This is a genomic window from Nocardioides sp. WJ219, from assembly GCF_058559815.1.
Window position 1 is genome coordinate 1 of sequence record NZ_JBZUJV010000013.1, and the last position, 24,932, is coordinate 24,932.

The 24,932-nt window shown below is 74.4% G+C and carries 17 protein-coding genes; 5 read left to right on the forward strand and 12 right to left on the reverse strand.

All coding sequences use genetic code 11. From position 1 onward, the window contains the following. The 6 genes from AC4MBH_RS22375 to AC4MBH_RS22400 all read right to left on the reverse strand — a co-directional run. A partial coding sequence (locus tag AC4MBH_RS22375; protein WP_491797623.1) for an Ig-like domain-containing protein occupies nt 1–3,092 on the reverse strand: 3,092 nt, incomplete at its 3' end. 119 nt (nt 3,093–3,211) lie between these two features. Continuing rightward, nucleotides 3,212–3,538 (reverse strand): hypothetical protein, encoded by a 327-nt coding sequence (locus AC4MBH_RS22380; protein ID WP_491797624.1) that lies wholly within the window; start codon nt 3,536–3,538, stop codon nt 3,212–3,214. Between the two features lie 102 nt (nt 3,539–3,640). Next, nucleotides 3,641–10,015: a DUF5979 domain-containing protein gene (locus AC4MBH_RS22385; RefSeq protein WP_491797625.1), complete on the reverse strand. Its 6,375-nt coding sequence runs from the start codon at nt 10,013–10,015 to the stop codon at nt 3,641–3,643. A gap of 104 nt (nt 10,016–10,119) precedes the next feature. Continuing rightward, complete coding sequence (locus tag AC4MBH_RS22390) at nt 10,120–11,730, reverse strand: RNA polymerase sigma factor (RefSeq protein WP_491797626.1); 1,611 nt, start codon at nt 11,728–11,730, stop codon at nt 10,120–10,122. A gap of 111 nt (nt 11,731–11,841) precedes the next feature. Continuing rightward, on the reverse strand, nt 11,842–12,939 hold the full coding sequence (locus AC4MBH_RS22395) for an AI-2E family transporter (protein WP_491797627.1): 1,098 nt from the start codon (nt 12,937–12,939) through the stop codon (nt 11,842–11,844). A gap of 205 nt (nt 12,940–13,144) precedes the next feature. Further along, a complete protein-coding gene (locus AC4MBH_RS22400; protein WP_491797628.1) occupies nt 13,145–13,987 on the reverse strand; it encodes a helix-turn-helix domain-containing protein in 843 nt (280 codons plus the stop codon). Between the two features lie 102 nt (nt 13,988–14,089). Between AC4MBH_RS22400 and AC4MBH_RS22405 the strand changes: the two genes are divergently transcribed. After that, nucleotides 14,090–14,797, forward strand: a complete 708-nt coding sequence (locus tag AC4MBH_RS22405; protein ID WP_491797629.1) for an SDR family NAD(P)-dependent oxidoreductase — start codon at nt 14,090–14,092, stop codon at nt 14,795–14,797. A 128-nt stretch (nt 14,798–14,925) separates the two neighbouring features. Then, entirely contained in the window at nt 14,926–16,749 is a 1,824-nt protein-coding gene (locus AC4MBH_RS22410; RefSeq protein ID WP_491797630.1) for a thiamine pyrophosphate-requiring protein, read from the forward strand. 3 nt (nt 16,750–16,752) lie between these two features. Here the strand turns inward: AC4MBH_RS22410 and AC4MBH_RS22415 are convergent, their stop codons facing one another. Further along, complete coding sequence (locus tag AC4MBH_RS22415; RefSeq protein ID WP_491797631.1) at nt 16,753–17,181, reverse strand: DUF2000 family protein; 429 nt, start codon at nt 17,179–17,181, stop codon at nt 16,753–16,755. Between the two features lie 49 nt (nt 17,182–17,230). Between AC4MBH_RS22415 and AC4MBH_RS22420 the strand changes: the two genes are divergently transcribed. Further along, nucleotides 17,231–18,091 carry an AraC family transcriptional regulator gene (locus AC4MBH_RS22420; RefSeq protein WP_491797632.1) on the forward strand — a complete coding sequence of 287 codons (861 nt, stop codon included), beginning with the start codon at nt 17,231–17,233 and terminating at the stop codon, nt 18,089–18,091. Here the strand turns inward: AC4MBH_RS22420 and AC4MBH_RS22425 are convergent. The 3 genes from AC4MBH_RS22425 to AC4MBH_RS22435 form a co-directional block, all read right to left on the reverse strand. Further along, the gene (locus tag AC4MBH_RS22425; RefSeq protein ID WP_491797633.1) at nt 18,058–18,957 is read right to left on the reverse strand and encodes a DICT sensory domain-containing protein; all 900 of its coding nucleotides are present in this window, start codon (nt 18,955–18,957) and stop codon (nt 18,058–18,060) included. The two genes, AC4MBH_RS22420 and AC4MBH_RS22425, sit on opposite strands and share 34 nt — an antisense overlap. Before the next feature lie 71 nt (nt 18,958–19,028). Beyond that, entirely contained in the window at nt 19,029–19,715 is a 687-nt protein-coding gene (locus tag AC4MBH_RS22430) for a helix-turn-helix transcriptional regulator (protein ID WP_491797634.1), read from the reverse strand. 97 nt (nt 19,716–19,812) lie between these two features. Continuing rightward, nucleotides 19,813–21,102, reverse strand: coding sequence for an acyl-CoA dehydrogenase family protein (locus AC4MBH_RS22435; RefSeq protein WP_491797635.1), 1,290 nt, complete (start codon nt 21,100–21,102; stop codon nt 19,813–19,815). Between the two features lie 114 nt (nt 21,103–21,216). Here AC4MBH_RS22435 and AC4MBH_RS22440 point away from each other — a divergent pair, with 114 nt between their 5' ends. After that, nucleotides 21,217–21,912, forward strand: a complete 696-nt coding sequence (locus tag AC4MBH_RS22440; protein ID WP_491797636.1) for a hypothetical protein — start codon at nt 21,217–21,219, stop codon at nt 21,910–21,912. On the opposite strand, the gene AC4MBH_RS22445 is transcribed toward AC4MBH_RS22440, so the two are convergent. Then, nucleotides 21,878–22,444: a GNAT family N-acetyltransferase gene (locus AC4MBH_RS22445; protein ID WP_491797637.1), complete on the reverse strand. Its 567-nt coding sequence runs from the start codon at nt 22,442–22,444 to the stop codon at nt 21,878–21,880. The two genes, AC4MBH_RS22440 and AC4MBH_RS22445, sit on opposite strands and share 35 nt — an antisense overlap. Before the next feature lie 89 nt (nt 22,445–22,533). On the opposite strand from AC4MBH_RS22445, the gene AC4MBH_RS22450 reads away from it, so the two are divergent. Further along, nucleotides 22,534–23,211, forward strand: coding sequence for a PaaI family thioesterase (locus tag AC4MBH_RS22450; protein ID WP_491797638.1), 678 nt, complete (start codon nt 22,534–22,536; stop codon nt 23,209–23,211). 191 nt (nt 23,212–23,402) lie between these two features. Here the strand turns inward: AC4MBH_RS22450 and AC4MBH_RS22455 are convergent, their stop codons facing one another. Next, nucleotides 23,403–24,920, reverse strand: a complete 1,518-nt coding sequence (locus AC4MBH_RS22455) for an NAD(P)/FAD-dependent oxidoreductase (protein WP_491797639.1) — start codon at nt 24,918–24,920, stop codon at nt 23,403–23,405. Nucleotides 24,921–24,932: the final 12 nt, after the last annotated feature.

The window sequence follows — 24,932 nt, forward strand, 5'->3', positions numbered from 1 at the left end:
CCGGTGTAGCCGGGGGCCGGGGTGAAGGTGACCGTGCCGTCGGTGTTGATCTGCCAGGTGCCCTCAGTGGTGGCCAGGGTCTTGCCGCCGTTGGTGGCCTGCCCACTGGTGAACACCGTCGCCGACGGCACCAGCGGCGCCGTCGGGTCACCGGCATCGTCGTCGGTCACCGCCGGCAGCGTCACCGGGGTCTCGAACGGCGTGCTCGCGGTGTCGTCGTTGGCCACCGGGCTGATCGGCGCCACCGTGATCGTGATCGTCGAGGACACGTCGTTGCCGTTGGCGTCGGTGACCGTGTAGGTCACCGGCGTCGCGACGTCGGTGAACTGCGGCTCGGGATCGAAGGTGACCTCACCGGAGACCGGGTCGACGGTGTAGAAGCCCTCGCCCGGCACCGTCAACGTCCGGCCGCCGTCGGAGACCGTGCCCGGGTTGCCCGCGGCCAGGAACCGCACCGAGGTCTCGTCCCAGCTGCCCGCCGTACCGTCGGCCAGCAGACCCGGGGTGTCGTTGGTCAACGGGTCCACCGTCACCTCGACGTCCTGCGGCGTCTCGTCCTCATCCGGCGTCGCCGACGGACCCGGACGCACCGTCACCGTCAGCAACGCCGTGTCGGTCGTGCCGTTGTCATCGACGATCCGGTACTCCACCGCCGGCGTCGTACCGACGTAGCCCGCCACCGGGGTGAACGTCACCGTGCCGTCACCGTTGACCTGCCAGGTGCCCTGAGCGGTGACCAACGTCTTGCCACCCGCAGCCGCCTGCCCGCTCGTGAACACCGTCGCCGACGGCACCAACGGCGCCGAGGGCGCCCCCGCCGCGTCATCGGTCACCGCCGGCAACGTCACCGGGGTGTCGAACGGCGTGCTCGCCGCGTCGTCCTCGGCCACCGGACTGACCGGCGCGACGGTGATGGTGATGGTGGAACCGGTCTGGTTGCCGAAGGAGTCGGTGACCGTGTAGGCCGCCGGGGTGGTGGTCTGGGTGAACTGCGGCTCGGGGTCGAAGGTGACCTGGCCGCCGGCGCCGATCGTGAACACGCCCTGCCCGGGGATGGTCAGCGTCTTGCCGCCGCCCGAGACGGTGCCGCCGGGGGTGCCGCCCGGGGTGAAGACGAGCGACCCCGCGTCGAACGTGCCCGGTGCGCCGTTGGCGCCGGCGCCGGGGGTGTCGTTGCCGAGGGCGGGCGGGTCGAGGACGACGGTGACGTCCTGGGGCGTGACGTCCTCGTCGGGCACGGCGGTCGGGCCCGGGCGGACGGTCACGGTCAGCAGGGCCGTGTCGGTGCCGCCGGCCGCGTCGGTGATCCGGTACTCCACGGGCGGGGTCGTGCCGACGTAGCCGTCGGCCGGGGTGAACGTCACCGTGCCGTCGCCGTTGACCTGCCAGGTGCCCTGCGCGGTGACCAACGTCTTGCCACCCGCAGTCGCCTGCGCGCTGGTGAACACCGTCGCCGACGGCACCAACGGGGTGCCGGGGTCGCCCGGGCTGTCGTTGCCGGTGGCCGGCAGGTTCACGGGGGTCTCATACGGCGTGTTGGCGCTGTCGTCGGTCGCCACCGGCGGGCCGGAGGCGACGGTGATCGTCGCGCTGTCGGTGTTGTCGCCGGTCGCACCGCGGTCGGTCACCGTGGCCACGTTGTCGAACGTCGCCCCGGACGCCGTGCCATCCGGGATGGCCTGGGTGTAGGTGACGGTGACGGTCTCACCGGGGTCGAGCCCGCGGGACCCGGTGTCGGGCGAGCTGGCGACGCCGTCGGCGTACGGACGCGAGCAGGTCAGCGTGGCCGGCATGGCGGCGCCGGGAGCCGCGTCGCAGCTGACCGCACCCCGCGCCAGGCCACGGTCGTTGCTCCCACCGGTGACGACCGCGGAGACGACCGTCTTGACGCCCGGGCCGGGCAGGGTGTCGGACAGCGTGAGCAGGTCGCCCCGCGCCATCGGGTCGGGCCCGTTGTTGGTGACGGCGACCGTCCAGACGACGGTCTGGCCCGGCGCCGGGGCGGGGTCGTCGACGGTCTTGGTCACGGCGAGGTCGTAGCTGCAGGGCACGAAGTCGAGGAGGACGTCGCCGGCCTGGCCGGCGCCGGCGGTCGCACGCTGGCCCGCCGGGGCCGAGCTGACACCCGACACCGCCGCCCCGGCTCCGCCGGGGCTGGTGGCCGCCACGAAGCTCGACCCACCTCCGCCGCCCGCGCCGGAGACGCCGGTGGGCTTCAGGCCGCCCGTGCCGTCGTCGTTGGTGGTGCTCGAGGCGCCGCCGCCGGCACCGAACCAGCCACCGCCACCGCCACCGCCGCTGTCGGGGTTGGCGTCGACGCCGCCGTTGCCACCGGTGCGGCCGTCGCCGGCCGTGCCGTTGCGGGCCGGGGTCGCGCTGTTGACGCCACCCGCGCCGGGCGCGTCGGTGCCGCCCCCGCCGCCACCACCGACGGTCACGTCGTCGGCGGCGTTGCTGTCACGGCCGTTGGTGCCGGTCGCGCCCGCCGTCACACCGGGGCCGGTCGGCAGACCGGCTGCCCCGCCTGCGCCGCGGTTGGTCGAGTGCCCGCCGGCCGAGCCACCGCCGCCGCCGGCCACCACGACGTCGGTGCCGTCGAGCTGGAGCGACGTCCAGCCGCCACCGCCGCCGCCCTGGTGGGTGACGCCGGACGTGGGGGTCGCCGTGCCGCCGCTGCCGCCGCCGTTGGCTCCCGCGACGCGGTCCTGGGCGCCGCCGCCGCCCACCACGCCGGTGTAGCTCTCGCCGGGGACGACCGAGTACCGCGCGTTGATGCGGGCCGCCGCGCCGTTGGCGCCCGGCTGGCTCGTGCCGCCGGCGACCAGGTTGTGACCACCGGCGCCACCGGTCACCCGGACGTCGACGAAGCAGGACCCGTCGGGCACGACGCCGGAGTAGGGCCCGACCGCCGTGACCGAGCGCGTCTGCGGGTCGGGGGCCGGCGCGGCGACGGCCGGGGTGACGCCGGGGCCGCCCGCGACGCCGATCAGGCCTGCCGACACCGCGACCCCGAGGGCGAGGAGCGAGCGGGCGGTACGGGTGGAGGGTCCCGGACGCGTGGCGGAACGATGGGCGGAGGGGGCGCTGGGCATGCCAAGACTTTCGGGTGGGGAGGGGGTCGGCCCACCCGAAAGGGGGAGGGACGCCGTGCCAAGGTAAAGGATTTTCAGCGGTTTCGTGGAATGACCGGTGAGACGGGAGTCCCGGGGGGTCATCGGCGACCGGCACCGGCGTGGGACGACCACGCGTCGGGGAACGGCGCCGGCCAGCGCTGGTCGTGGCCGACCGGCGGGAAGAGCACCCGGAGGCGCACCTCACCGTCGGTCAGCTCGCGCCACGCGAGCCGCTGACGCTCCTCGTCCCGCTCCACGGGGCGACCGGGGAGGACCCGGGCGGGATCGACGCCGTGGTCACGCAGCCAGGTCGCGATGACGGCGGCCAGGTGCGGTGGCAGGTCGTCCACCGGAGCGGGGAGCTCCAGCACGTCCGGGACTGCCGCCTCGTCGAGCACCGCGGCCGCGGTTGCCGTACAGCTCATCGTCAGGACCTATCTGAGTGGGGGTCTTCCCAGGTAAGACGCCGCGACGCGGCCCGGCTTACGCGGGACGGCGCGGAAAGTTCCGGCCGCCCCGCCGGGCCTTCAGCGCGGCTGCCGGGCCCGTCGCCGCCCGTCCCGGACCAGGACGCCGCCGAGCAGCAGGAGCCCCGCTCCGGCCAGCGCCAGCAGCAGGCTCGGCCCGCCGGTGTCCGGCAGCCCCCACCCCTGGCCGTCCTGGTCGCCCGGGCCGTCGTCGCCGTCGTCCTGACCGTCGTCCTGACCGTCGGTGTTCTCGTCCACGACGGAGAACGTGTTGACCACCGTCACCTCGGCCCCCGGCGCCACCACGACGACGCCGTCGTCGTCACCGTCGGAGTCCTCGAAGGTCACCGTGGCCCCTGCGGGCACGTCGACCTCCTCGACCTGGCACTCGGCACCGAGCGGCACGCTGATGGTCCTGGTGGCACCGGCGCGCAGCCGGAAGGCCGCGTCGCGGGGGGCGAGGGACACGTCGCCCTGCCCGGTGGTGCAGGCGACCTCGAAGCGGTAGGGGCCCGCCGGGCCACCGACCACCCGCTTGCCCACGACGAGCTCGCCGGCGGCGAAGGTGTTGGTCACCGTCGTGCGCGTCGAGCCGTCGGCCGCGACGACCGCCGGGGTGGCCGGGCCGCCGTGCTCGACGACGGTCGACGTCGCGCCGCCGTCGTCGGTCTCCACCACCCAGCACTCCGCGCCGACGGGCAGTCCGTCGATCGTGACCGGCTGGTCGTCGGTGACCTGGTGGGCCTGCTCGGTGAGCAGCGGCGTGCGGACGCCGTCCTGGGGCAGCACGCAGGTCACCGCGACGGTGTACTCACGTCCGTCGGCGTAGCCCGCCGCGTCGCCGTCGACGACCTTCTCCACCGTGTACGACGCGAGGTCGAAGGTGTTGGTCGCCGCCAGCTCCAGCTGCTGCAGGTCGTCCGGCGTGCCGGCAGCCACCTCCAGGCCGGTCGCGAACGAGCCGGCGTTCAGCGCGTGCGACGTCGCACCACCGGTGCCGGTCTCCTCGCCCCAGCAGCGGGAGCCGAGCGGCAGGAGCACGGGGTCACCGCCGGCGTCGGTGAGCGCACGTCGCTCGCCGCCCTTGATCTCCACCGAGTCGGAGAACACCACCGAGGTGGGGTCACCCACCGCGCAGGTCACCAGCACGGTGTAGACGGCGTCCACGGCGTACTGCTCGGTGGCACCGGCGCCGGCCAGGACCTTGCTGAGGGCCAGGGTGCCGGCGGAGAACTCGTTGACGAACGTCGCCGTCACGGTGTTGTCGGCGTCGTTCTCCACGATCTGCAGCGTCACCGGCGGTGGGGTGCTGTCGGCGCCCCCGGTGCCGGTCTCGGTGACGGTGCACTCGGCCCCCACCGGGAGCAGCAACGAGACCTCCTCCTCGATCTCGGTCGCGTCCCCGACGCGCTCGAGCAGCACGGTCTCGGTCGGGAGGGCGGTGCCCTCGAAGGTGCAGGCGACGGTGAACGCGAACGGCCCGTCCGGCAGCGTCGCACCCGCGCCCTCGATCTCCTTGCGGATCCGCAGGTGTCCCTGCTCGAAGGTGTTGGTGACGACCAGCTCGAGCGGCTCGGTCGGCGCCGCGGTGACGACCACGCCGTTGGCGGGGACGACCTCGGTGCTGGTCGCTCCCCCGTCGCCGGTCTCCACGGCGGTGCACAGGGCGCCGGTGGGCGCCGGCACGACCTCGGTGTCGTTGCCGACCAGCGACAGCGTCCGGGGGAACCCGGTGACGACCTGGCCCTGCCAGGTGCAGCTCACGTCGACGGTGTACGTCGTCGACCCACCGAACGACGCGGCCGCGCCCTCGACGGCCTTCTCCACGGTCACCGCGCCGAGCGGGTAGTCGTTGACCACGTTGACCCGCTGCGGCTGGCCGCCGCCGAGGCTCGGGGCGATGACCCGGATCGCGGGGTCGTTCGTCGGGTGGTTGGTGACGCCGCCCAGGGCGTCGTCCTCCCAGACCGCGCACTCGGCGCCAGCCGGGATGCCGTCGACCCGCTGGGTCTCCCCACCCTGCAGGCGGAGCGTGTCCTCGGCGACGACGGTGTCCGCCTGCCCGCCGATCGGGTCGATGGTGCACCGGTAGTCGATGTCGAACGTCCGGCCGGCCAGCGGCAGCCCGGCCGGGTTGGCGCCGACGACCTTGGAGACCTCGAGGCTGCCGTAGGCCGTCGCCACGCCGACCTTGATCGGCTCGGTGGGCGGCAGCACCCGCTCCTGACCGTTCGAGCGCAGCGTCTTCTCGGCGTGGCCGAAGGAGTTCCAGGCGATCGTCGGGTCGGCGACGCGCGGCACGTCGAGCGGCGTCGTCATCGAGAAGCCGATGCTGACGCCCTGGCCGGGAGCCAGCGGGGCACCCGTGCCCCAGGCGACGCGCAGCTGCATGCCCACGGCGGCGGGGCCGAACGCACCGTCCCAGGTGTCCGCGCCGCAGGTGTCGGACATCGAGAGGTCACCGGTGCACAGGTCGGCCTCGGTGTCGGCGTACTCGACCGACAGCGCGCCGGCGCCGTTCAGCGTCGGCGCACCGGCCAGGGTCGGCCGGTTCTGCCACTGGGTGCCGCGGTCGAGGCCGCTGAGCACGACGCCCTTGTCGCCCGCGACGGGGAACCGGTCGATGACCCGCATCTGGGTGGCGGGCTCGGTGCCGGCGTTGACGAAGGTGAGGAGGTAGTCGTACTGGTCGCCCGGGTTGACCAGCGCGACGCACGGGAACGCGGTGTAGGTGCGGCCGCCCTCGCTCCGGGTGGGGCAGCTCGCGTCGCCCACCGGCACGGTCCGGAGGGAACGGTTGTTCCACCAGCCGAGGGAGTCGCGGCCGGCGACCCACTTGCGGGCCTCGAACGCCGCGCCGGCCTTGGTCGAGACCGCGGCGGAGTCGGTGCACCAGGTGCCCTCGGCGTCGGGCGCCGAGCCGGTCCCCGGCGCGCAGGTCAGGCCGTCGGCGGGCGAGGTGGCCCCCATGACGTTCTGGTGCAACTGGCCCTCGCTCACGCCCGGCGAGAGCCGGACCTGGATCTCGATGACGAAGCGGGTGCTCGGTCGCATCAGCCAGTCGCCGAACTCCCAGCGCAGACCCGCGATCCGGCCGCCCTGCGTGGTGGTCTCGAACGTCGGCGTCGGCACCGGCGCGGTGCCGGCCGGCACCTGGGCGTCGACGACGCGGTAGCCCACGCCGTTCTCGAACGACTCGTCGAAGGTGAGCCCGGCAGGCAGCAGGTCACGCACGACCACGTCGGGCAGGTTGGTGGAGCCGGTGTTGGTGACCAGCAGCCGGAACGGCGCGGTCTCGCCGGGGGCGATGGCACTGTCGGGCGTCTTCGTCACGTCGAGCTCGGCGTCCCCGTCGGTGAAGGTCAGGTCGGCGGTGACCGGGTCGATCTCCTGCAGCTGGCCGGGGTTCTGGAGGCTGGTCTCGAGCCCCCCGGTCAGGGTGTTGGAGACCTGCTCGGGGATCGGCGTCGACGGGTCGGAGCGCAGCGTCGTCCGTGGGTGCACGTCGACCACGACGATGCCGGTGCACGCCTCCGGCGTCGGGGCGCCCTCGCACGGACGGAGGTCGTAGCCGCCGCCGTTGCTGGTGAAGGTGAACCGCAGCCCCACCACGTCGTCGGCGGCGACGCCGGCGGGCAGCGGGTACGCCGACCCGTTGGTGATCGGCGCGACGGGAGTGCCGGTGACCCACGCGCCGGCGACGAGGGCGTCGACCTGCACGCGGTTGGCCCCGCGCGGGAACTGCACGGACCGCACGGCACCGACGTCGATCGCGTCGTAGAACTGCGGGCGCTGGTCGGTCAGCCGCAGGCGGTTGGCGCTCATGTTTCCGGTGTTGGCGATCGTCATCCGCACCTGGGCGGTCTGCTCGTCCATGCCGGGGATCGGCGTGACCAGCTCACCGGGGGTGATCCGCTTGTTGATGGCGGCCGCGCTCTGCGCCGGCGCCGTCTCGACGGCCGGCGAGCACGCGGGGTCGCCGCTCCAGTCGAGGGCGCCGGCGGCGAAGCAGTTGTTGAGCTGCACGTCGTCGGCGATGCCGGCGCGACGCTGGACGAACAGGTCGAGGAAGACCCGCTTGGTCGGGGCCAGCTCGCCGTCGACGACGACCCGGATCCCGAGGGCCCGCTCGAGGAGCCCCGCGTCGGCGGTGGCGTACGGCACCCAGGCGCCGGTGCCTCCGGCGGCGTCGTCGAAGACCTCGACGGAGACGTCGGGCACGCCCGAGTCCTTGCGCGCCGTCGCGGAGACGATCCGGACCACGCTGAACGGGCTGACCACGCCGTCGGTACGCGGGCGGCCGTCGCCGTCGACCGGCGGGTCGTAGAGGATCGGGTCGACGAGCGGCACGTTGCCGTTGTTCTGCAGGGTCAGGCTGAACTGGATCGGCTGGCCCGGCGGCAGCTCGGTCTGGCTGACGGTCTTGACCCCGGTGCCCGAGCGGCGCTCGCGCTCGACCGGCAGGGTCGCGCAGGCGTTGCCGCTGCTGGTGCCGGTGCTGCTGCTGGTCGTGGCCTTGGCCTGGAACGACGCGCAGTTGCCGACGCCCGGGGAGCTGCCGTTGGGCAGCTCCTCGTCGGTGACCAGCGCGTTCAGCCTGCCGTGCACGTCGAGGAACGCGGTCGCGTCGATGGCGATGGAGGGCTGACCGTTGCCGTCGACACCGGTGTAGACGACCTCGATCCGGGTGACCCGGGTGCCGGCACGCGCGACGTCGACGGTCTGGTTGCCGGTGTGGTCGACGACCAGGTCGGCGCTGCCGTCGGCGTAGGAGACCACGAGGTGGGCACCGGTCGCGCCGGCCGGGAAGCGCAACCGGACCTTGGAGACGTCGAGCTTGTCGAACTCGGAGGCCGGGACGGCGTCGGGCTCGACGATCCGGATCTCGCGCAGCGGGAAGGCAGACCTGTTCTGGACCGACACGGTGGCGGTCACGGGCGAGCTGCGACCGACCACGGCGTGCTCGCCGGCCTCGGCCGGGTTGAAGTCGGCGTCGGTGTCGGGGCGGAACGTCTTGCCCGCGTTGACGACGACGGTGTCGGGGAGGACGTCGTAGGTGTCGCAGGCGGCGGCGCCCTGGGTCAGGTCGCCCTCGTCGTCGACCGCGCCCGGGACGGCGCAGTTGCCCACCGTGACCTTGGCGGTCGGGCGCAGTGCAGCGCCGCTGGAGCGGAAGGTGTCGCGCAGCTCGAGGCCGGCCGCCACGGCACCGCCGGTGGCGTCGTACGGCAGGGTCGCGCCGTCGGCGTCGTCGAAGACGACCACGAAGCCGGTGACCGCGCCGGCAGTGGTGCCGCCGGGCAGGGCCAGCGCACCCAGGGTCGTGGCGGACGCTCCGGCGGTGTAGTCGCCGGGCCAGGCGCACGCGGAGCCCGCGTCGGTGCAGACGAACAGCCGGGCGCGGTCGGCGCCCAACGGCCACCGGGTGACCTCGACGCCGGTGAGGTCGAAGTGCTCGAAGGTGTCGACGTCGGCCTCGGTGATCAGGAGCTCGTCGACGGCTGCGGAGCTGGAGGAGTTGTTGCGGACCCCGAGGTCGATCGTCGACGCCTCGCCGCTGAGCGCGACCGCTGCGCCGTCGCGCCAGTTCTTGGTGGCGACCGGTCGGACCTCGCGCGGCACCGAGACCGTCACGTCGGAGGTCGACTCGGCCGGCGGGGAGTTGTCGGCGACCGTGCTCCCGGTGTTGGGGATGACGGTCCCGTCGGCGATCGCCGTGGCGGCGGGAAGCCGCATCCCCACGTCGAACGTGCGGGTGGCGCCGTCGTTGAGGCCGACCGAGCCCACCGGCTCCTGCAACGGCTCCACGAACCGGATGCTCAGGACCCGGGTGGCCGGGTCGTAGGAGACGGTGCGGCTGCCCGGGATGCTGTTGGGCAGCGAGGTGACGTCGAGCCCGGCCGGCAGGACGTCGGTGAAGGTCTGGTTGACGCAGCCGATCTCGAGCCCGGAGCAGCGGACCACCAGGGTGTAGGTGAACTCCGCGCCCGGCGTCAGCGGCGCGCCCTCGAGGCTGTTGGTCTTGGTCACGCCCACCTGTGACGGCGGCAGGTCGGCGCGGGCCTGGGGGAGGCGGTCGACCTCCGCGTCGACCTGCGGGTCCACGTCGGGGTCGGCTTCCGGGTCCGCGGACGCCGGGGCGCTCGGCGGGGCGTCGTCCTGCCCCGTCGCCTCCTCCGCCGGCGCCGGTGGAGCGGTGTCCTCGCTGGTGTCGGGCGCCTCGGTGCTGCCGGTCGGCGACCCAGTGGGTGCGGTCGGGACCGCACCCGGCTCGGAGCCGGGTTCGTCGGACGACGCGGCGCTCGCACCGGTCCAGGACAGGAGCGCGACGACCATCAGCAGCGCCGCCAGGCCACGCAGGCCGGGGCGGGCGGGACGGCGCGGGACCTCGCGGCGGTGCGCGGAGGTGGTCCGGGCTCGGTGACCTCGGGACATGGGACGTGCGGCACTCATCGTCGACCTGGACCTATCTGCTTCGGGGTGTGTCGCAGGTAGGACGCCGGGGGTACACGCCGCTTACGCGGGTCTGTCCAGAAATCTCAGCGGGAGTAGGCGAGCCGGTCGTTCCGCGGGCGCGGGTCGCGGTTGCCGGTGGCGTGCACGACGGCGTCGAGGCCGAACGCCCCGGGTGCGACCACGTCGAAGGCGAGCGGGCCGCGGGTCGACACCACGTCGCAGATCACCCGCAGCGGGCGGTCGTCGACCTCGCGGCACGACGCCGCCGCCCACGACGGCCCGCTGTGCACCGTCCACGAGTCCACGCCGCGGAACGACACGGACACCTGGACGACGGGCAGGCCGCCGTCGCCGACCCGGAGCTCGACGTGCTGGTACTCCACCAGGTCCTCACCCCGGGCGTCGTCGAGCCACAGGTCGGCGCGCGGCGCGGGCGGTGGGGGCGACGGGTCGACGGGCACCGTGGGCGGCTCGGTCGGCAGCACGGGCGTCGTCGGCGGCGTCGTCGGCAGGGGTGGCACGACGGGCGGGGGGGTCGGCGGGACCGTCGGCTGCGTCGGGGAGCCGGACGGTGAGCCGGACGGGCCGGCGGGACCGGACGGGCCGGGGGCGGGCTGCGTCGGACCCGGGCGACCGGGGGTGGGTGCCGCCGGGTCCGAGGGCGGGGTCGCCGGGTCGCTCGGGGACCCGTCGGTCGACGGGGACGACGAGGTGTCGACGCCCGCCTGTCCCCCGCTGCCCGCGGCGTCGCCGCGGTCCGCGCGGTCCGGCGACCGCGTCGCGACCACCGCCTGCACCCCGCCGGCGGCGAGGACGACGGCCGTCACCGCCGCGACCGCGACCAGGACGTGCCGCTTGCGCGGTCGCCCCGACGCCAGCTCGGCGTCGGAGGGCGCGACGGGGCTGCCCTCCCAGGCGGCCGTCACGTAGGCGGCGCCCGCGACGCCGAGCACACCAGGTCCGAGCAGCAGCCCGGTCCCGCGGCTGATCCGGCGCAGGTCGGCCACCGCCGACGTACAGGTGGCGCACGCGGCGAGGTGGGTCTCGACCGCGCGCCGCCGCCGGGGGCGCAGGGCGCCCCGGGCGTGCGCGGCCAGGGACCCGCGGGTGGGCTGGCAACCGTCGGCCAGGGGACCGAGGTGGGCGGTCAGGTAGGCCTCGCGCAGCCCGTCGCGGGCCCGGAAGGCGAGGGCGGCCACGGCGTTGGCCTTGATGCCGAGCAGCCGGCCGATGGTGTCGTGGTCGTCGTCCTCGACCACGGTGTGCCACAGCACCGTCTGCCACCGCTCGGGGAGCGTGCCGAACGCCTGGGCGACCAGCCGGGCCTCCTGCTCCGCCTCGACCGGGTCGCTCGCCGCCGGTGCCGTCTCGTGGTCGTCCGGCTCGTCCTCCCAGACGTAGCGCCGGTCCTTGCGGACGTGGTCGACGTGGACGTTGCGCACCGCGGTCAACAGGTAGGGACGGAACGACGTGACCGGCCCGCCGCCGTCGCGCAGCGCCCGCAGCACCCGGGCGAACGCCTCCGAGGCGACGTCGTCGGCGGTGACCGGGTCGGTCAGGCCGCGGGCGAACCGGAGCGCCGCCGAGTGGTGACGCTCGAAGAGCGCCGCCACCGCTGCGGAGTCGGCTGCCCGGGCCAACGCCATCAGCTCGGCGTCGCTGGCGTCACCCGCGCGGTCGGCTTGCATCGTCATGGCGCCGGTCAGTGTGCCACCGCAGGTCAACGAGCCCCGCTCCCGGCGGCCGACCGGGATGGTGGCGACCGACGGCGCCCGGGTCCAGGACGGCGAGGAGTGGGCCCCTGGCTACGTCGTCCGGGACCCCGTCGCCGTCGGCGTGGTGCGCTCGTCGGCGCGGCCCGTCCGCTCGTCGACGACCTCGTCGAGGTACCGCAGCACGACGGCGACCACGGCCACGACCGGTACGGCGAGGAACGCGCCGGTGATGCCGAACAGGGTCGACCCGAGGGCGACCGAGAGCAGCACGACGGCGGCGTGCAGCTGCATGCTCTTGGACTGCAGCCACGGCGAGAGCACGTTGCCCTCCAGCTGCTGCACGGCCAGGACGACGCCGAGGATGATCAACGCCCCGGTGGGGCCGTCGGAGACCAGGGCGACCAGGACGGCCAGCGCACCGGCGACGAAGGCCCCGACGATCGGGACGAAGCCGCAGACGAAGGTCAGGATCGCCAGCGGGATCGCCAGCGGTACGCCGACGATCACCAGCGCCAGACCGATCAGGACGGCGTCGATCGCGCTCACGATCGCCTGGGTGCGGATGTAGCCGCCGAGCGTGGTCCACGAGCGGCGCATCACCTCGGACAGGTGGGCGCCGACGTGGTCGCCGGCCACGCGCTCGACGAGCGGCAGGAAGCGGCGGCCGTCCTTGAGGAACAGGAACGTCAGGATCAGGGTGATGATGACCGTCACGGTCACCGAGGTCGCGGCACCGACACCGGTCAGGACGCCGGAGGCGATCGCGGAACCGCTGTTGCTGAGGCGGTCCTGGACGGCCTGGATGCCGGCGTCGATCTGGGCAGCGCTGACGAAGTTCTGTGCCTGGACCCAGTCCTGGAGCTCCTGGAGACCGGCACCGGCGTCGGAGGCGATGTCGCCGGCCTGTCCACCCACGGCTGGGGCGATCAGGAAGCCGACACCGACCAGCACCCCGAGTCCGCCGAGGAGCGTGACGGCTGCGGCGGGCCCGGGTGGGAGCCGGAGGCGTCGCTCCAGCAGCCGCGCCACCGGCTCGAGGACCGAGGTCAGCAGCAGCGCCAGCGCGACCGGCAGCAGGATGCTCCACAACCGGCCGACGAGGAGGCCGACGAGGACCGCCGCGATCGCGATCAGGATCCAGCGACCGCTCCACGTCGCCAGCCAGGCGATGCCGCGGCCGATCACCACGGGTCGGGTCGGGGGCGGGGCGACGGTGACCCGAGGCGGCGCCGGCGCCTCCGTCGTACCCGACCGCTGCTTGCGGCGGGCCGCGCTACGGATGACGGTCGGCGGACGCGGTGGAGGTCACGGTCATGCCTGCGACGCTAGGGCCGCGGCGCGGCGGGTACCTCCACCCGTGCAGGGGAGCCCGCTGGGCAGTCCGGTTCGGGGCTCAGCCCTCGGCGGGCTGCTCCCGGGCGCGGGTGGCCGAGAGGGTGCCGAGCAGGGCCAGCGCCTCCGCGCTGCGCGAGCCCGGCTCGGCGTGGTAGACGATCAGCTCCTGGCCGGGCGCGGAGCGCACGTCGAAGGCGTGGATGCCGAGCGTGAGCCCGCCGACCTCCCGGTGGTGGAACCGCTTGCTCTCCAGCCGCTTGCCCCGGGCCTCGTGCCGCTCCCACAGGGCCACGAACTCCGGGGACTCGCGGCTCAGCTCGGCGAGGACCTCGCGGATGCGCGGGTCGTGCGGTGTCCGCCCCTGCAGGACCCGGAACCCGGCGACGGTGTTGCGGGCCACGAGGTCCCAGTCGGGGTAGAAGGTGCGGGCGTCGGGGTCGAGGAAGACCTTGCGCATCAGGTTGGGGCCCTGCTGGAAGCCCTCGAAGAGCGCGAACGCGAGCGCGTTGCCCGCGAGGACGTCGTAGGCCCGGCCGAGGATGACCGCGGGGGTCTCGGACCACAGGTCCATCAGCCGCAGCAGCTCGGGGTCGACCCGCTCGGGGAGCACGACCCGCTCGGTGTCGGGGAGGAGCCCCGCCACCCGGTAGAGGTGCAGGCGCGCGTCGGCGTCGAGCCGCAGCACCTGGCTCAGCGCGTCGAGCACCTGCGCCGACGGGCTCTGCTCGCGGCCCTGCTCGAGCCGGATGTAGTAGTCGACGCTCACCCCGGACAGGGTGGCGACCTCCTCGCGCCGCAGGCCCGGCACCCGCCGCACGCCGTACGTCGGGACGCCTGCGGTCTCCGGGCTCACCTGGCCCCGGCGCGCCCGCAGGAACTCGCCCAGAGGAGTGGTCGCCATGACGTCGATGCTACGAGCGCCGCGACCGTCGTGGGTGGGTGCAGCACCCCCAGGGGCGAGGCGCCCTCCCCGGCGGCACCGATCTGCGCGACGGTCGTCGGCATGACCCAGGACAGCACCGGCACCGACGTCACCGCCGCTCCGGGCACGATCGCCGTCGTCGGCGCCGGCCCCGGCATCGGCGCGGCGGTGGCGCGCCGCTTCGCGACGGAGGGGTACGCCGTGGGGCTGGTCGCCCGCGACGCCGAGCGCCTCGCGCGGCTCGCCGCCGGCCTGCGCGACACGACCGGCGCGACGGTCACGACGGCCACCGCCGACGCCACCGATCCCGACGCGCTGCGCGCGGCGCTCCGGTCGACGGCCGACGACCTCGGCACGGTCACCGCCCTCTGCTACAGCCCGATCCCGGACCTCGGGTTGATCAGGCCCGTGCTCGACACCCGCCCCGACCAGCTCCTGGCGTCGTTCGGGCTCGGCGTCGCCGGCGCGGCCGCCGCCGTCGAGGCGGTCCTCCCCGGGATGCGCGAGCGCGGCCGGGGGTCGCTGCTGTTCACGACCGGGAGCGCGGCGATCGCGCCGCACCCCGACCGCGCGGCCAGCGCGGTCACCACGACGGCGGTGACGACGTACGTCGCCCTGCTGCAGCGCGCCCTCGCCGGGACCGGGGTGCGTGTGGGGCACACCGTCATCGTCGGTCCCGTCGGTCCCGGTCGGTCCGACGCGCACGACCCCGACGACGTCGCGGCCGACCTGTGGCGCCACCACCGGGGCGAGGCCGGCGGCGACCCCTCGGTCCTGCGCCTGCACTGAGCCCACGGGCGGACCGGCGGCCGGGTGAAAGCCGGCCGGCCGGTTACCGGAGGCGGACCGCTCCGGACGATCGAGAGGACCACCGCCATGAGGGCTGCCGTGCGTCACGCCGTGGACGACGCTCACCGATGACCGACGACGAGCAACCCTTCCTGGTCGCGGACCTGGTGGTCGAGCGCCTGGGCGCATGGGGCGTCCACCGGATGTTCGGCTACTCCGGCGACGGCATCAACTCCCTCCTCGGTGCGCTGCGCCGGGCCGGAGGCGAGCCGACGTTCGTGCAGGCCCGGCACGAGGAGAACGCCGCGCTGATGGCGGTCGGCCACGCGAAGTACTCCGGCGAGGTCGGCGTGGTCACCAGCACCCAGGGTCCGGGTGCGGTCCACATCCTCAACGGCCTGTACGACGCCAAGCTCGACCACGTGCCCGTCGTCGCGATCGTCGGGCAGCAGGAGACCACGGTCCTCGGCTCGCAGTACCAGCAGGAGATCGACCTTCCCGCGCTGTTCGCCGACGTCGCCCCCGGGTTCGTGCAGACCGTCCTGGCCCCGGAGCAGGCGGCGATGGTCGTCGACCGCGCCTTCCGCACCGCGCTGGCGACCCGCGGCCCCACCGTCGTCGTGCTCCCCCACGACGTCCAGAAGGAGCCCGCGCCCGACGGTGTGCCGCACGAGCACGGGGTCGTGCCGACCGCGGTGGAGTGGCGTCGTCCGCTGGTCGTGCCCTACGACGACGACCTGCGCGCGGCGGCCGACGTGCTCAACTCCGGACGGCGCGTCGCGCTCCTGGTCGGCCAGGGCGCCCGCGAGGCCGGTGCGCAGGTGCGCGCCGTCGCCGAGCGGCTCGGGGCCGGCGTGACCACCAGCCTGCTCGGCAAGCCGTGGGTCGACGAGCGGCTGCCCACCAGCTGCGGCGTGATGGGCCACCTCGGCACCACGGCGTCGGGCTGGCTGATGGACCAGTGCGACACCCTGCTCGTCGTCGGCAGCAACGACCCGTGGACCGAGTACTACCCCGCGCCCGGACAGGCGCGGGCGGTGCAGGTCGACCTCGACGGCCGCCACCTCGGCAACCGCTACCCCATCGAGGTGGGCCTGGTCGGCGACGCCGCCGAGACGCTCACCCGGTTGCTCCCCCTCCTCGACGAGCGCACCGACCACGCCTGGACCGACGAGGTGCGTGCCCGCGTCGAGCGGTGGCACGAGATCGGCGAGCAACGGGCGACGCTCCCCGCCGAGCCGCTCAGCCCCGAGCTCGTCGTACGCCGGCTGAGCGAGCACCTGCCGGCCGCGTCGCGGGTCTCGGTCGACGTCGGCTCGGTCGTCTACTGGTACGCCCGGCACCTGCGCCTGCCGCCCGGCGTCCAGGCGCACCTCTCGTCGACCCTGGCCAGCATGGGCTCCGCCCTGCCCTACGGCCTCGCCGCCAAGTGGGACCGGCCCGACCTCCCGCTGGTGGCGCTGGTCGGCGACGGGGCCATGCAGATGAACGGCATCGCCGAGCTGGTCACGGTGTCCCGGGCCTGGCCCACCTGGGCCGACCCGCGGTTCGTGGTGCTCGTCCTGGTCAACGGCGACCTCGCCGAGGTGACGTGGGAGCAGCGCGAGATGGAGGGCGACCCGAGGTTCGCCGACAGCCAGGACCTCCCCGACTTCCCCTACGCCGGCTACGCCGACCTCCTCGGGCTGCGCGGCATCCGGCTCGACGACCCCGCCGACGTCGACCGCGTCTGGGCCGAGGCCCTCGCGGCCGACCGGCCGGTGGTCATCGAGGCGCGGGTCGACCCCGACGTCCCGCTGCTGCCGCCGTTCCCGGCGGGCGCGGCCAAGCTGGCGGGCTTCCGGCGCGGCCTGGCCCAGGAGGGCGCCGCCGGCGAGCACGCCCGCGCGCTGCTCGACGCCCATGCGGCCCACGAGGGCGACGAGGGCGAGGGAGGCGACGGGCCCGGCTGAGCCCTACGGGTGCAGGTGCGCGCCCTTGACCGTCTTGTCCACCGCGTTGCGCGGACCGTGCACCGCCACGCCGACCAGGTCGAGGTCGGCGCCCGCCACGGACGCCACGACCCCGCGGTTGGCCTCGTCGTGGCCGGTCCGGAACATGTCGCCGGTGTAGACCGCCAGCGGGATCTCGCGCCGGACCGCGCGCTCGCGCGCGGCGGTCAGGTCGGCCGCGGACCCCTCGAAGACGAGCACGGGCATGCCGAGCAGCGGCAGGTACTGCTGGCCGTCGGCGTCGACGTAGGGGTCACCCACGAGGTTCGGCGCGGCCGCGGTGATGCCGCTGACCAGGAACGCGGTGACGTTGAGGCGCTGCCACGGCTCGAGGTCGTCGCGCACGATGACGGCGATCTTGGTGTCGAAGGGCGGCACGAGGGCTTCGTTCATGGCTCCATGCTCGGTATGGAGGACCGAGGTGGCTTGTACGTTCTTGACCGTGGGCGCCCCTCCTCCCGAACCGGTCCTGCGCCCGAGCCACCCCGGCGTCGGCGGGGTGCGGGAGGTGCTGGCCGCCCACTTCCCGGCCGAGTCGCACGCCTACCCGATGCACAGCCACGACGCGTGGACCCTGATGGTGATCGACGACGGCGCGGTCTCCTACGACCTCGGTCGTCGCGCGCACGTCGCCCCGCCCGCCGCGGTGACCCTGCTGCCGCCCGACGTGCCCCACAACGGGAGGGCCGCCGGCCCCCGGGGCTTCCGCAAGCGCGTCGTCTACCTCGACCCCGACGCCCTCGACGGCGTCGCCGTCGACCGGGTCCTCGGCGACCCGTGCCGCCGCGACCCCGCGCTGGTGCGGCAGGTCGCCGCGACGCACCGGGCGCTGGTCGGGGCCGCGGCCACGACGGACCGGCTCGACGCCGAGTGCCGGCTGGCCGTGCTGCGCGACGGCCTGACGGCGAGCTGGGGCGGACCCACGACGTCCGACCCGCGTCCGCCGGCCTCGCTGGCGGTCCGGCTGCGCGAGCTGCTCGACGCCGGGGTGGTCGACGGCGTCGGCCTGGACGCCGCCGCTTCCGAGCTCGGCAGCAGCGCCTCGAGCCTCGTGCGCGCGTTCCAGCGCGAGGTGGGGATGTCACCGCACCGCTACCTGGTGAGCCGTCGGCTCGACCTCGCCCGCCGGCTGCTGCTCGAGGGCGCGAGCGCGGCCGACGCCGCCACCGCGGCGGGCTTCTTCGACCAGGCCCACCTGACCCGGCACTTCCGGCGCTACCTCGGCGTCACGCCGGGTGCGTTCGCCGGCGGGGTGGCTCGGCGTCCGGGTCAGGGACGGCGGGTGAGCGGGTCGTCGACGTAGGCGACGACCCGGTTGAACAGCGAGGTCACCTGGGCCAGGTCGGCCTGGCGGGAACCGAGCGCTCCGTCGAGGCGGCGGGCGACGTCGTCGGCACCCGTGGCGCCGAGGTCGGCGGCCACCCGGGCACACACGCGCGCGGCCTCGCGGACGGCGCCCTGCTCCACGGTCCACACGGTCTCGAAGATGCGGTCGCGGTCACGCACCGACGCCTGGCCGGGGAGCTCCCACGCGGTGAGGGCGAAGGACAACGCGTCCCCGTCGCACACGACCGCCCACTCCCGGCTCATCGGGTGGTCGGGCGGCAGGGCGACCGGCACCGGCTGGCCGGACCCGACGTCGTCGCGGTCCTCCGGCTCGAAGTCGGCGAAGACGAACGTCGAGCTCATCGTGCGGGCCAGGTCGGCCCAGCGGACCTCCGCGGAGCGGTAGTGCTTCGAGCGCTGGAACGCGCCGAACAGGTCGGCGTGCTGGGCCCGGGAGGCGAACTCGTCCTCGATGGCCCACGACAGCCCCAACAACGTGGACTTGCTGAGCCGTTGAGGGGTCAGCGTGGGATGGGTGTGCCGCAGGCGCGCGAACACCGAGGGCGAGCCGGGCGGGTGCTCCGGCGGGCGCTGGGCGGCGGTCGCGTGCGCGATGGCGACGTCGAGGCGCACTCCCTCGTCGCGACGACGGGCGACGTCGCGCACCAGCGCGACCTGCTCGACGTCGTAGCGGCGGTGCCCGCTCTCACGCCGGCGTGGCACGGGGAACCCGTGCCGGGACTCCCACACCCGCAGGGTGGCGGCGCTGACCCCGGTGCGCTCGGCGAGCTCCCCGATGCTCAACCCTCCGACGACCAGCTCGGACTTCGACACAGTGTTCACTCCGGCTCGTGGGATTGTTCGACACATGGTGGAGGGCGCGGCGGATCGCCGGCCCACCGGGGGTCGAGGGGTCAGCCGACCAACGGTTCGGGCCGGGCGTCGCGCAGCACGGCGATGCCGTGGTCGAGCCCCCACAGCACGGCCTGGGTACGGCGCTCGACGCCCATCTTGCGGTAGGCACTGCGGATGTAGGTCTTGACCGAGTTGATGCTGAGTCGCAGCGACTCCCCGATCTCGCGGTTGCTCAGGCCCGACACGATGAGCCCGACGATCTCGGACTCGCGCGGGGTGAGGCCGACGGCGGCGAGGTCGAGGACCTCGCCCCCCGCAGCGGAGGGCTCCGGGGTGCTGACGGGCTCGGGCTGGACCGGGGCGCTCACCACGGCCTGGCTGACCGGCGCCGACTCGAAGCGGCCCTCGACGAGGCGCTCGACCGAGACCACGATCTGCGAGGCCGTGAGCGACTTGGCGAGGTGGGGGTTGGCCGGCGCGGCCGGGAGCTGGTCGGGCCCGGCCCAGCTGAAGACCGCGGCCTGGGCGGCGCTCATCGTCTGCAGGTCACGCAGCAGGGAGCGCGCCATGCTGGTCTGGCCCATCGGCTCGTAGAGCACGACGTCGAGGGCGTCGGGCGCGGCGAGGGCGTCGCGGTTGTCGATCACGGCCACCCGGTGGGAGTACGGCGCCAGGAGGGTGCGAAGACCGGCGGCGGCCAGGTCGGAGTCATCGACGAGCGTGATGCGGAGCGGCTGAGCAGTCATGGTCTGTCTCCTGAAACTTCGACGGGATGTCTAAGAATCTAGCCCCATCTTCAACACGATGTCCAGGATCACCCCCCGAGGGGTGAGGGCGCCGGCATCAGCGGGCGGGCCGGAGCTGGTCGAAGAGCGACGGCGGCAGGTCGAACAGCGGCTCGCGACCGAGCTCGGCCCGCGCCAAGGTGGTCAGGTGGGCCTCGTCGGGGCCGTCGAAGATGCGCATCGCGCGGTGCCAGCCGTAGAGCATCGACAGCGGCGTCGCGTCGGAGACGCCGGCCGCGCCGTGCAGCTGGATGGCCCTGTCGATCACCGAGAGCACCGCTCGCGGTACGGCGACCTTGGCCGCGGCGATCAGGTGGCGGGCGGCCTTGTTGCCCTCGCTGTCGACGACGTACGCCGCGTGGTGGCACAGCGCGCGGGCCTGCTCCAGCTCGATCCGGGACTCGGCGATCCGCTCGCGCACGGCGCTCTGCTCGGCCAGCGGCCCGCCGAAGGCGGTGCGCTCCTGGGCGCGGCGCACCATCATCGCCAGCGCCCGCTCGCCCGCGCCGAGGGCGCGCATCACGTGGTGGATGCGGCCGGGTCCGAGTCGGGCCTGGGCGGCGGCGAACCCGCCGCCCTCCTCGCCCAGGATGTTCGACACCGGCACCCGGACGTCGGTCAGCTGCACCTCGCAGTGGCCGTGCTGGTCCTGGCGCCCGAACACCGGCAGCGACCGCTGGACGTCGACGCCCGGGGTGTCGACAGGGACGATCAGCATCGACTGCTGGCGGTGGGTCGCCGCCTCCGGGTCGGTCTTGCCCATCACGATCAGCACCCGGCAACGGGGGTCCGCGGCGCCGGAGATCCACCACTTGCGGCCGTTGACGACGTACTCGTCGCCGTCGCGCTCGATGCGCGTCTCGATGTTGGTCGCGTCGCTGCTGGCCACCCGCGGCTCGGTCATCGCGAACGCCGACCGGATCTCGCCGGCCAGCAGGGGCCGCAGCCACCGGTCCTGCTGCTCCGGTGTGCCGATGAGGTGCAGCAGCTCCATGTTGCCGGTGTCGGGGGCCTGGCAGTTGATCGCCTCGGGAGCGAGCTCGTTGCTCCACCCGGACAGCTCGGCGATCGGGGCGTACTCGAGCTGGGTCAGGCCGCTCTCGGACGGCAGGAAGAGGTTCCACAAGCCGCGCTCGCGCGCCCTGACCTTGAGCTCCTCGATCACGGGCGGGACCGAGTGGTCCTCCGGCCCGGCCTGCTGGGCGGCCTCGTGGCGGTGGGTCTCGTAGGCCAGCTCGGCCGGGAACACCTCCTCGCGCATGAACGCGACCATCGCGGCGTGGCGCTGCTGGGCCAGCTCGCTCGGGGCGGGGTAGGCGGGGTACATCCCGGACGGCCCGAAGGACATGGCGGCTCCTGGTGGCTGGTGGGGTCTGGTCCGTGGGCAGTGTCGCAGCACGCCCGGGCCGGACTTTCGGGCAAGCAGGGGACGACGCCCGCGGCCCGGCGTACCCTGCCGTCCATGCGTTTGCGCACGCCCGGCGGCGAACCTGACCCCGCCGCCGAGCTGTTGGGTCGCTGGAAGGCCCACCGCGCCGGGACCTCGGCGTCCGTGCACCGGCGCACGCCGGCGCGGCCCGGCCACGACCGGCCCGACGCCGGCCGCGAGGTCGTCGAGGCGCTCGGCATCGTGGCGCCCCCGGCGGCCCCGGCGGCGCCGGCGTCCCCGGCGCCCCCGGCCGCACCGCCCGAGCCGACGACCCGGCGCGGGCCCGGCGCCGCCCCGGCGGCGTCGTCGACCGACGTGGTGTTCGCGCCCCGGGTGCTGGCGCGTCGCGTGCTCGCCGTGCTGGTGCTCGCGTTCCTCGCGACCACCGGTGTCGCGGGCTACCTGGCCTACGACGACCCGACGACGCTGACGGTCGGCCTCGCCGTGACGGCCGGCGTCGTCACGCTCGTGCTGTACGCCGTCCGCACCGGCTCGACGCCGGCCCGGCTGGCCATCCGCGGAGGCCAGCTCGAGGTCGTGCGTGGCAACGTCCGGGAGGTCTTCGACCTGACGAGCCGCTTCACGCGGCTGGAGGTGATCGGTCAGCCCGAGCGGCGCGGCTGGAAGGTGCTGATGGCGCGGTTCGGGCGCGACCCGCTGGTCATCGACTCCTCGATGGTCGACCCGATGGCGTTCACCGCAGCCCTCGAGCAGCACCGCCCACGCTGACCCAGTAGCGCCTGATGCCGGCGCGGGTGTCCTCGTGGACGCCGCCGGCCGACTCGATGGTGCGCTGCGACGCCTCGTTGCCGACCTCGCAGGTCAGCAGCACGCGGTCGAGCCCCAGCCCGGCGGCGTGGGCGAGTCCGAGCCGCAGCGCCCGGGCGGCGTGCCCGCGGCGGCGTGCCGAGGGCCGCACCGAGTAGCCGATGTGCCCGCCGTGCTCGACCAGCGCGTCGTTGAGCGTGTGCCGCACGGCGAGGAACCCGGCCACGACGTCGTCACCCGGCCGGGTCTCGAGGATCCAGAAGAAGGTGCACGCGACCCGGCCCTCGGGCAGCTCGGCCGCCGGGTCGGCGTACCGCAGCCGGTCGGCGACGAACGCCGCGCACCCCGCCTCGTCGACGGTGGGCGGCGCGTCGGGGTCGATGCCCGAGCCGTGCGGGTAGTCCCCGCCGAAGTCGCGCAGCGCCTCCGCCCACGACGCGTGCAGCCGGACGTCGGGCAGCGCGAGGGCGGTCGCGGACTCCACGGTGAGCATGGGTCATTCGAGCAACCGCGGACCGTCGACCACAACCGGATTACGTCCCGTCGCGGGGCCGGTCCTAGAACCTGTTCTAGGGTGCGGGCATGCCCGGTGGCTTCCAGCGCGACGACCTCTCCCCCGCCGAGGTCGCGCGCCAGGCCGCGCTGTACGGTCCGTTCACCGACGCCGTGCGCGACCTCGTCGACGCCACGATCCGCACCACCGTCGAGGACGACGAGGTCCGTCGCGCCCAGGCCGACATCGAGGCGATCACCGCGCGGCTGCGTCGCCGCCAGCTCCCCGGGGCGTACGGCGTCCATCACGGAGCCGACGGGCGCGGCCGCCCCTGGGGCAACGCCGTCGTCGGGGTCCGCAACCCCGTCGCCCCGCCCCTGCGCGTCGAGCACCACGAGGCGGCCGACGGCCGGGTCTGGTGCGACTTCCACCTCGGCGCGCCGTACGAGGGCCCCCCGACGCTCGTGCACGGCGGCGTGCTGGCCCTGGTGCTCGACCAGGTGCTCGGCGAGTCCGCCGGCGCAGGCGGACGCCCCGGCATGACCGGCACCCTCACCCTCCGCTACCGCCAGGGCACCCCCCTCGGCGACCTGCGCGCCGAGGGCTGGATCGACCGCACCGAGGGCATCAAGACCTGGGCGAAGGGCCACGTCATCGGCCCCGACGGCATCACCGTCGAGGCCGAGGGGGTCTTCGTCCTGCCGCGCTGGGCGCGGGCGAGGATCGACTCCGGCCAGGCCAACGGGACGCCGAGGTTCTTCGAGTAGGCGGGGGTCTTCGGGGTCTCCGGCCGGGGGGTCTGGGGGCCTGATAGGGGTTTGCCCGGTGAACCGGCGATCCCCCGACTGCCCAGGCAGAGCCTGAACTTCCTGGGCGATGCATTGCCTGGGAAGCTCAGACTTCCCCGGTGCACCGGTGAAATCCCGAGCCGTGCCCGGGACCGCACCACCGCCGACCGCTAGATCTTGCCGGCGACCGACTTCATCCCGCGCTGGCTCTCGTCGGTCAGCCGGATCTCCTCGGCGGCCTGGGTCTCGAGCTCCTCGCGGCGGTCGCGCTCGGTGTCGGAGTCGACGTCGTAGGCGCCGGGGGCGGAGACCAGGTCGGTGGCGCCGCGGCGCAGGCGGGCCAGGGCGATGCGGCCGAAGATCTGCTGCTCGGTGGCGGTGCGCTCGGAGCGGCCGCGGCCCAGGAACGAGACGAACCAGTGCAGCACCGCGGTGATCCGGTTCTTGAAGCCGGTGATGTAGACGAGGTGGACGGCGAGCCACATCAGCCAGGCGATGAAGCCCGACAGGCGCAGCTTGCCGACGGTGGCGACGGCGTTGAAGCGGCTGATGGTGGCCATCGAGCCCTTGTCGAAGTACTTGAACGGCCCCTGCGCGGGCTTGCCCTTGAGCCGGCCGTCGATCTCCTTGGCGGCATACTTCGCACCCTGGATGGCGACCTGGGCGACGCCGGGGAGGTTGTCGAGGGCGATCATGTCGCCGACCACGAACACCTCGGGGTAGCCGGGCAGCGTGAGGTCGGGGTTGACGCCGATCCGGCCGGCGCGGTCGAGGGGGGCGCCGGTCTGCTCGCTGAGCGTGCGCGACAGCGGCGACGCCTGGACGCCGGCGGCCCACACCTTGGTGACGGCCTCGACGCGCTCCTCGCGACCGTTCTTGAACTTCACCTGCAGGCCGCGCTCGTCGACGCCGGTCACCATCGCCCCGAGCATCACCTCGACGCCGAGCTTCTCGAGGCGGTCCTTGGTCCACAGCCCGAGCTTGCGACCGAACGGCGGCAGCACCTGCGGCGCCGCGTCGATGAGCACCACCCGTGCGCTGCGGGTGTTGATGGCCTTGAAGTCGCGCTTGAGGGTGCGGTGGGCGAGCTCGGCGATCTGACCGGCCATCTCGACGCCGGTCGGGCCGGCGCCGACGACGACGAAGGTCAGCAGGTGGTCGACGTTCTCGCCGCGGACGGCGCCGAGCTCGGCCATCTCGAAGGCGCCGAAGATCCGGCCGCGCAGCTCGAGCGCGTCGTCGATGCTCTTCATGCCGGGGGCGAACTCGGCGAACTGGTCGTTGCCGAAGTACGACTGACCGGCGCCCGCGGCCACGATCAGCGAGTCGTACGGCGTCACGATCTCGCGGCCGAGCACGTGGGAGGTGATCTGTCGCGTCGAGAGGTCGACGTCGGTCACCTCGCCGAGCAGCACCTGGGCGTTCTCCTGCCCGGCCAGCACCTCACGGGTCGGCGGGGCGATCTCGCCCTCGGAGAGGATCCCGGTCGCCACCTGGTAGAGCAGCGGCTGGAACAGGTGGTGGGTGGTCTTGGCGACCATCGTCACGTCGACGTCGGCGCGCTTGAGCGCCTTGGTGCCGAACAGCCCACCGAAGCCCGACCCGATCACCACCACGCGGTGGCGCGCGCTGGACGGGGGCACGGCGTGGGCGTCGCCTGCGCCGGCGGTGTCGTGGTGGCTGGTCATGTCGCTCCCTCT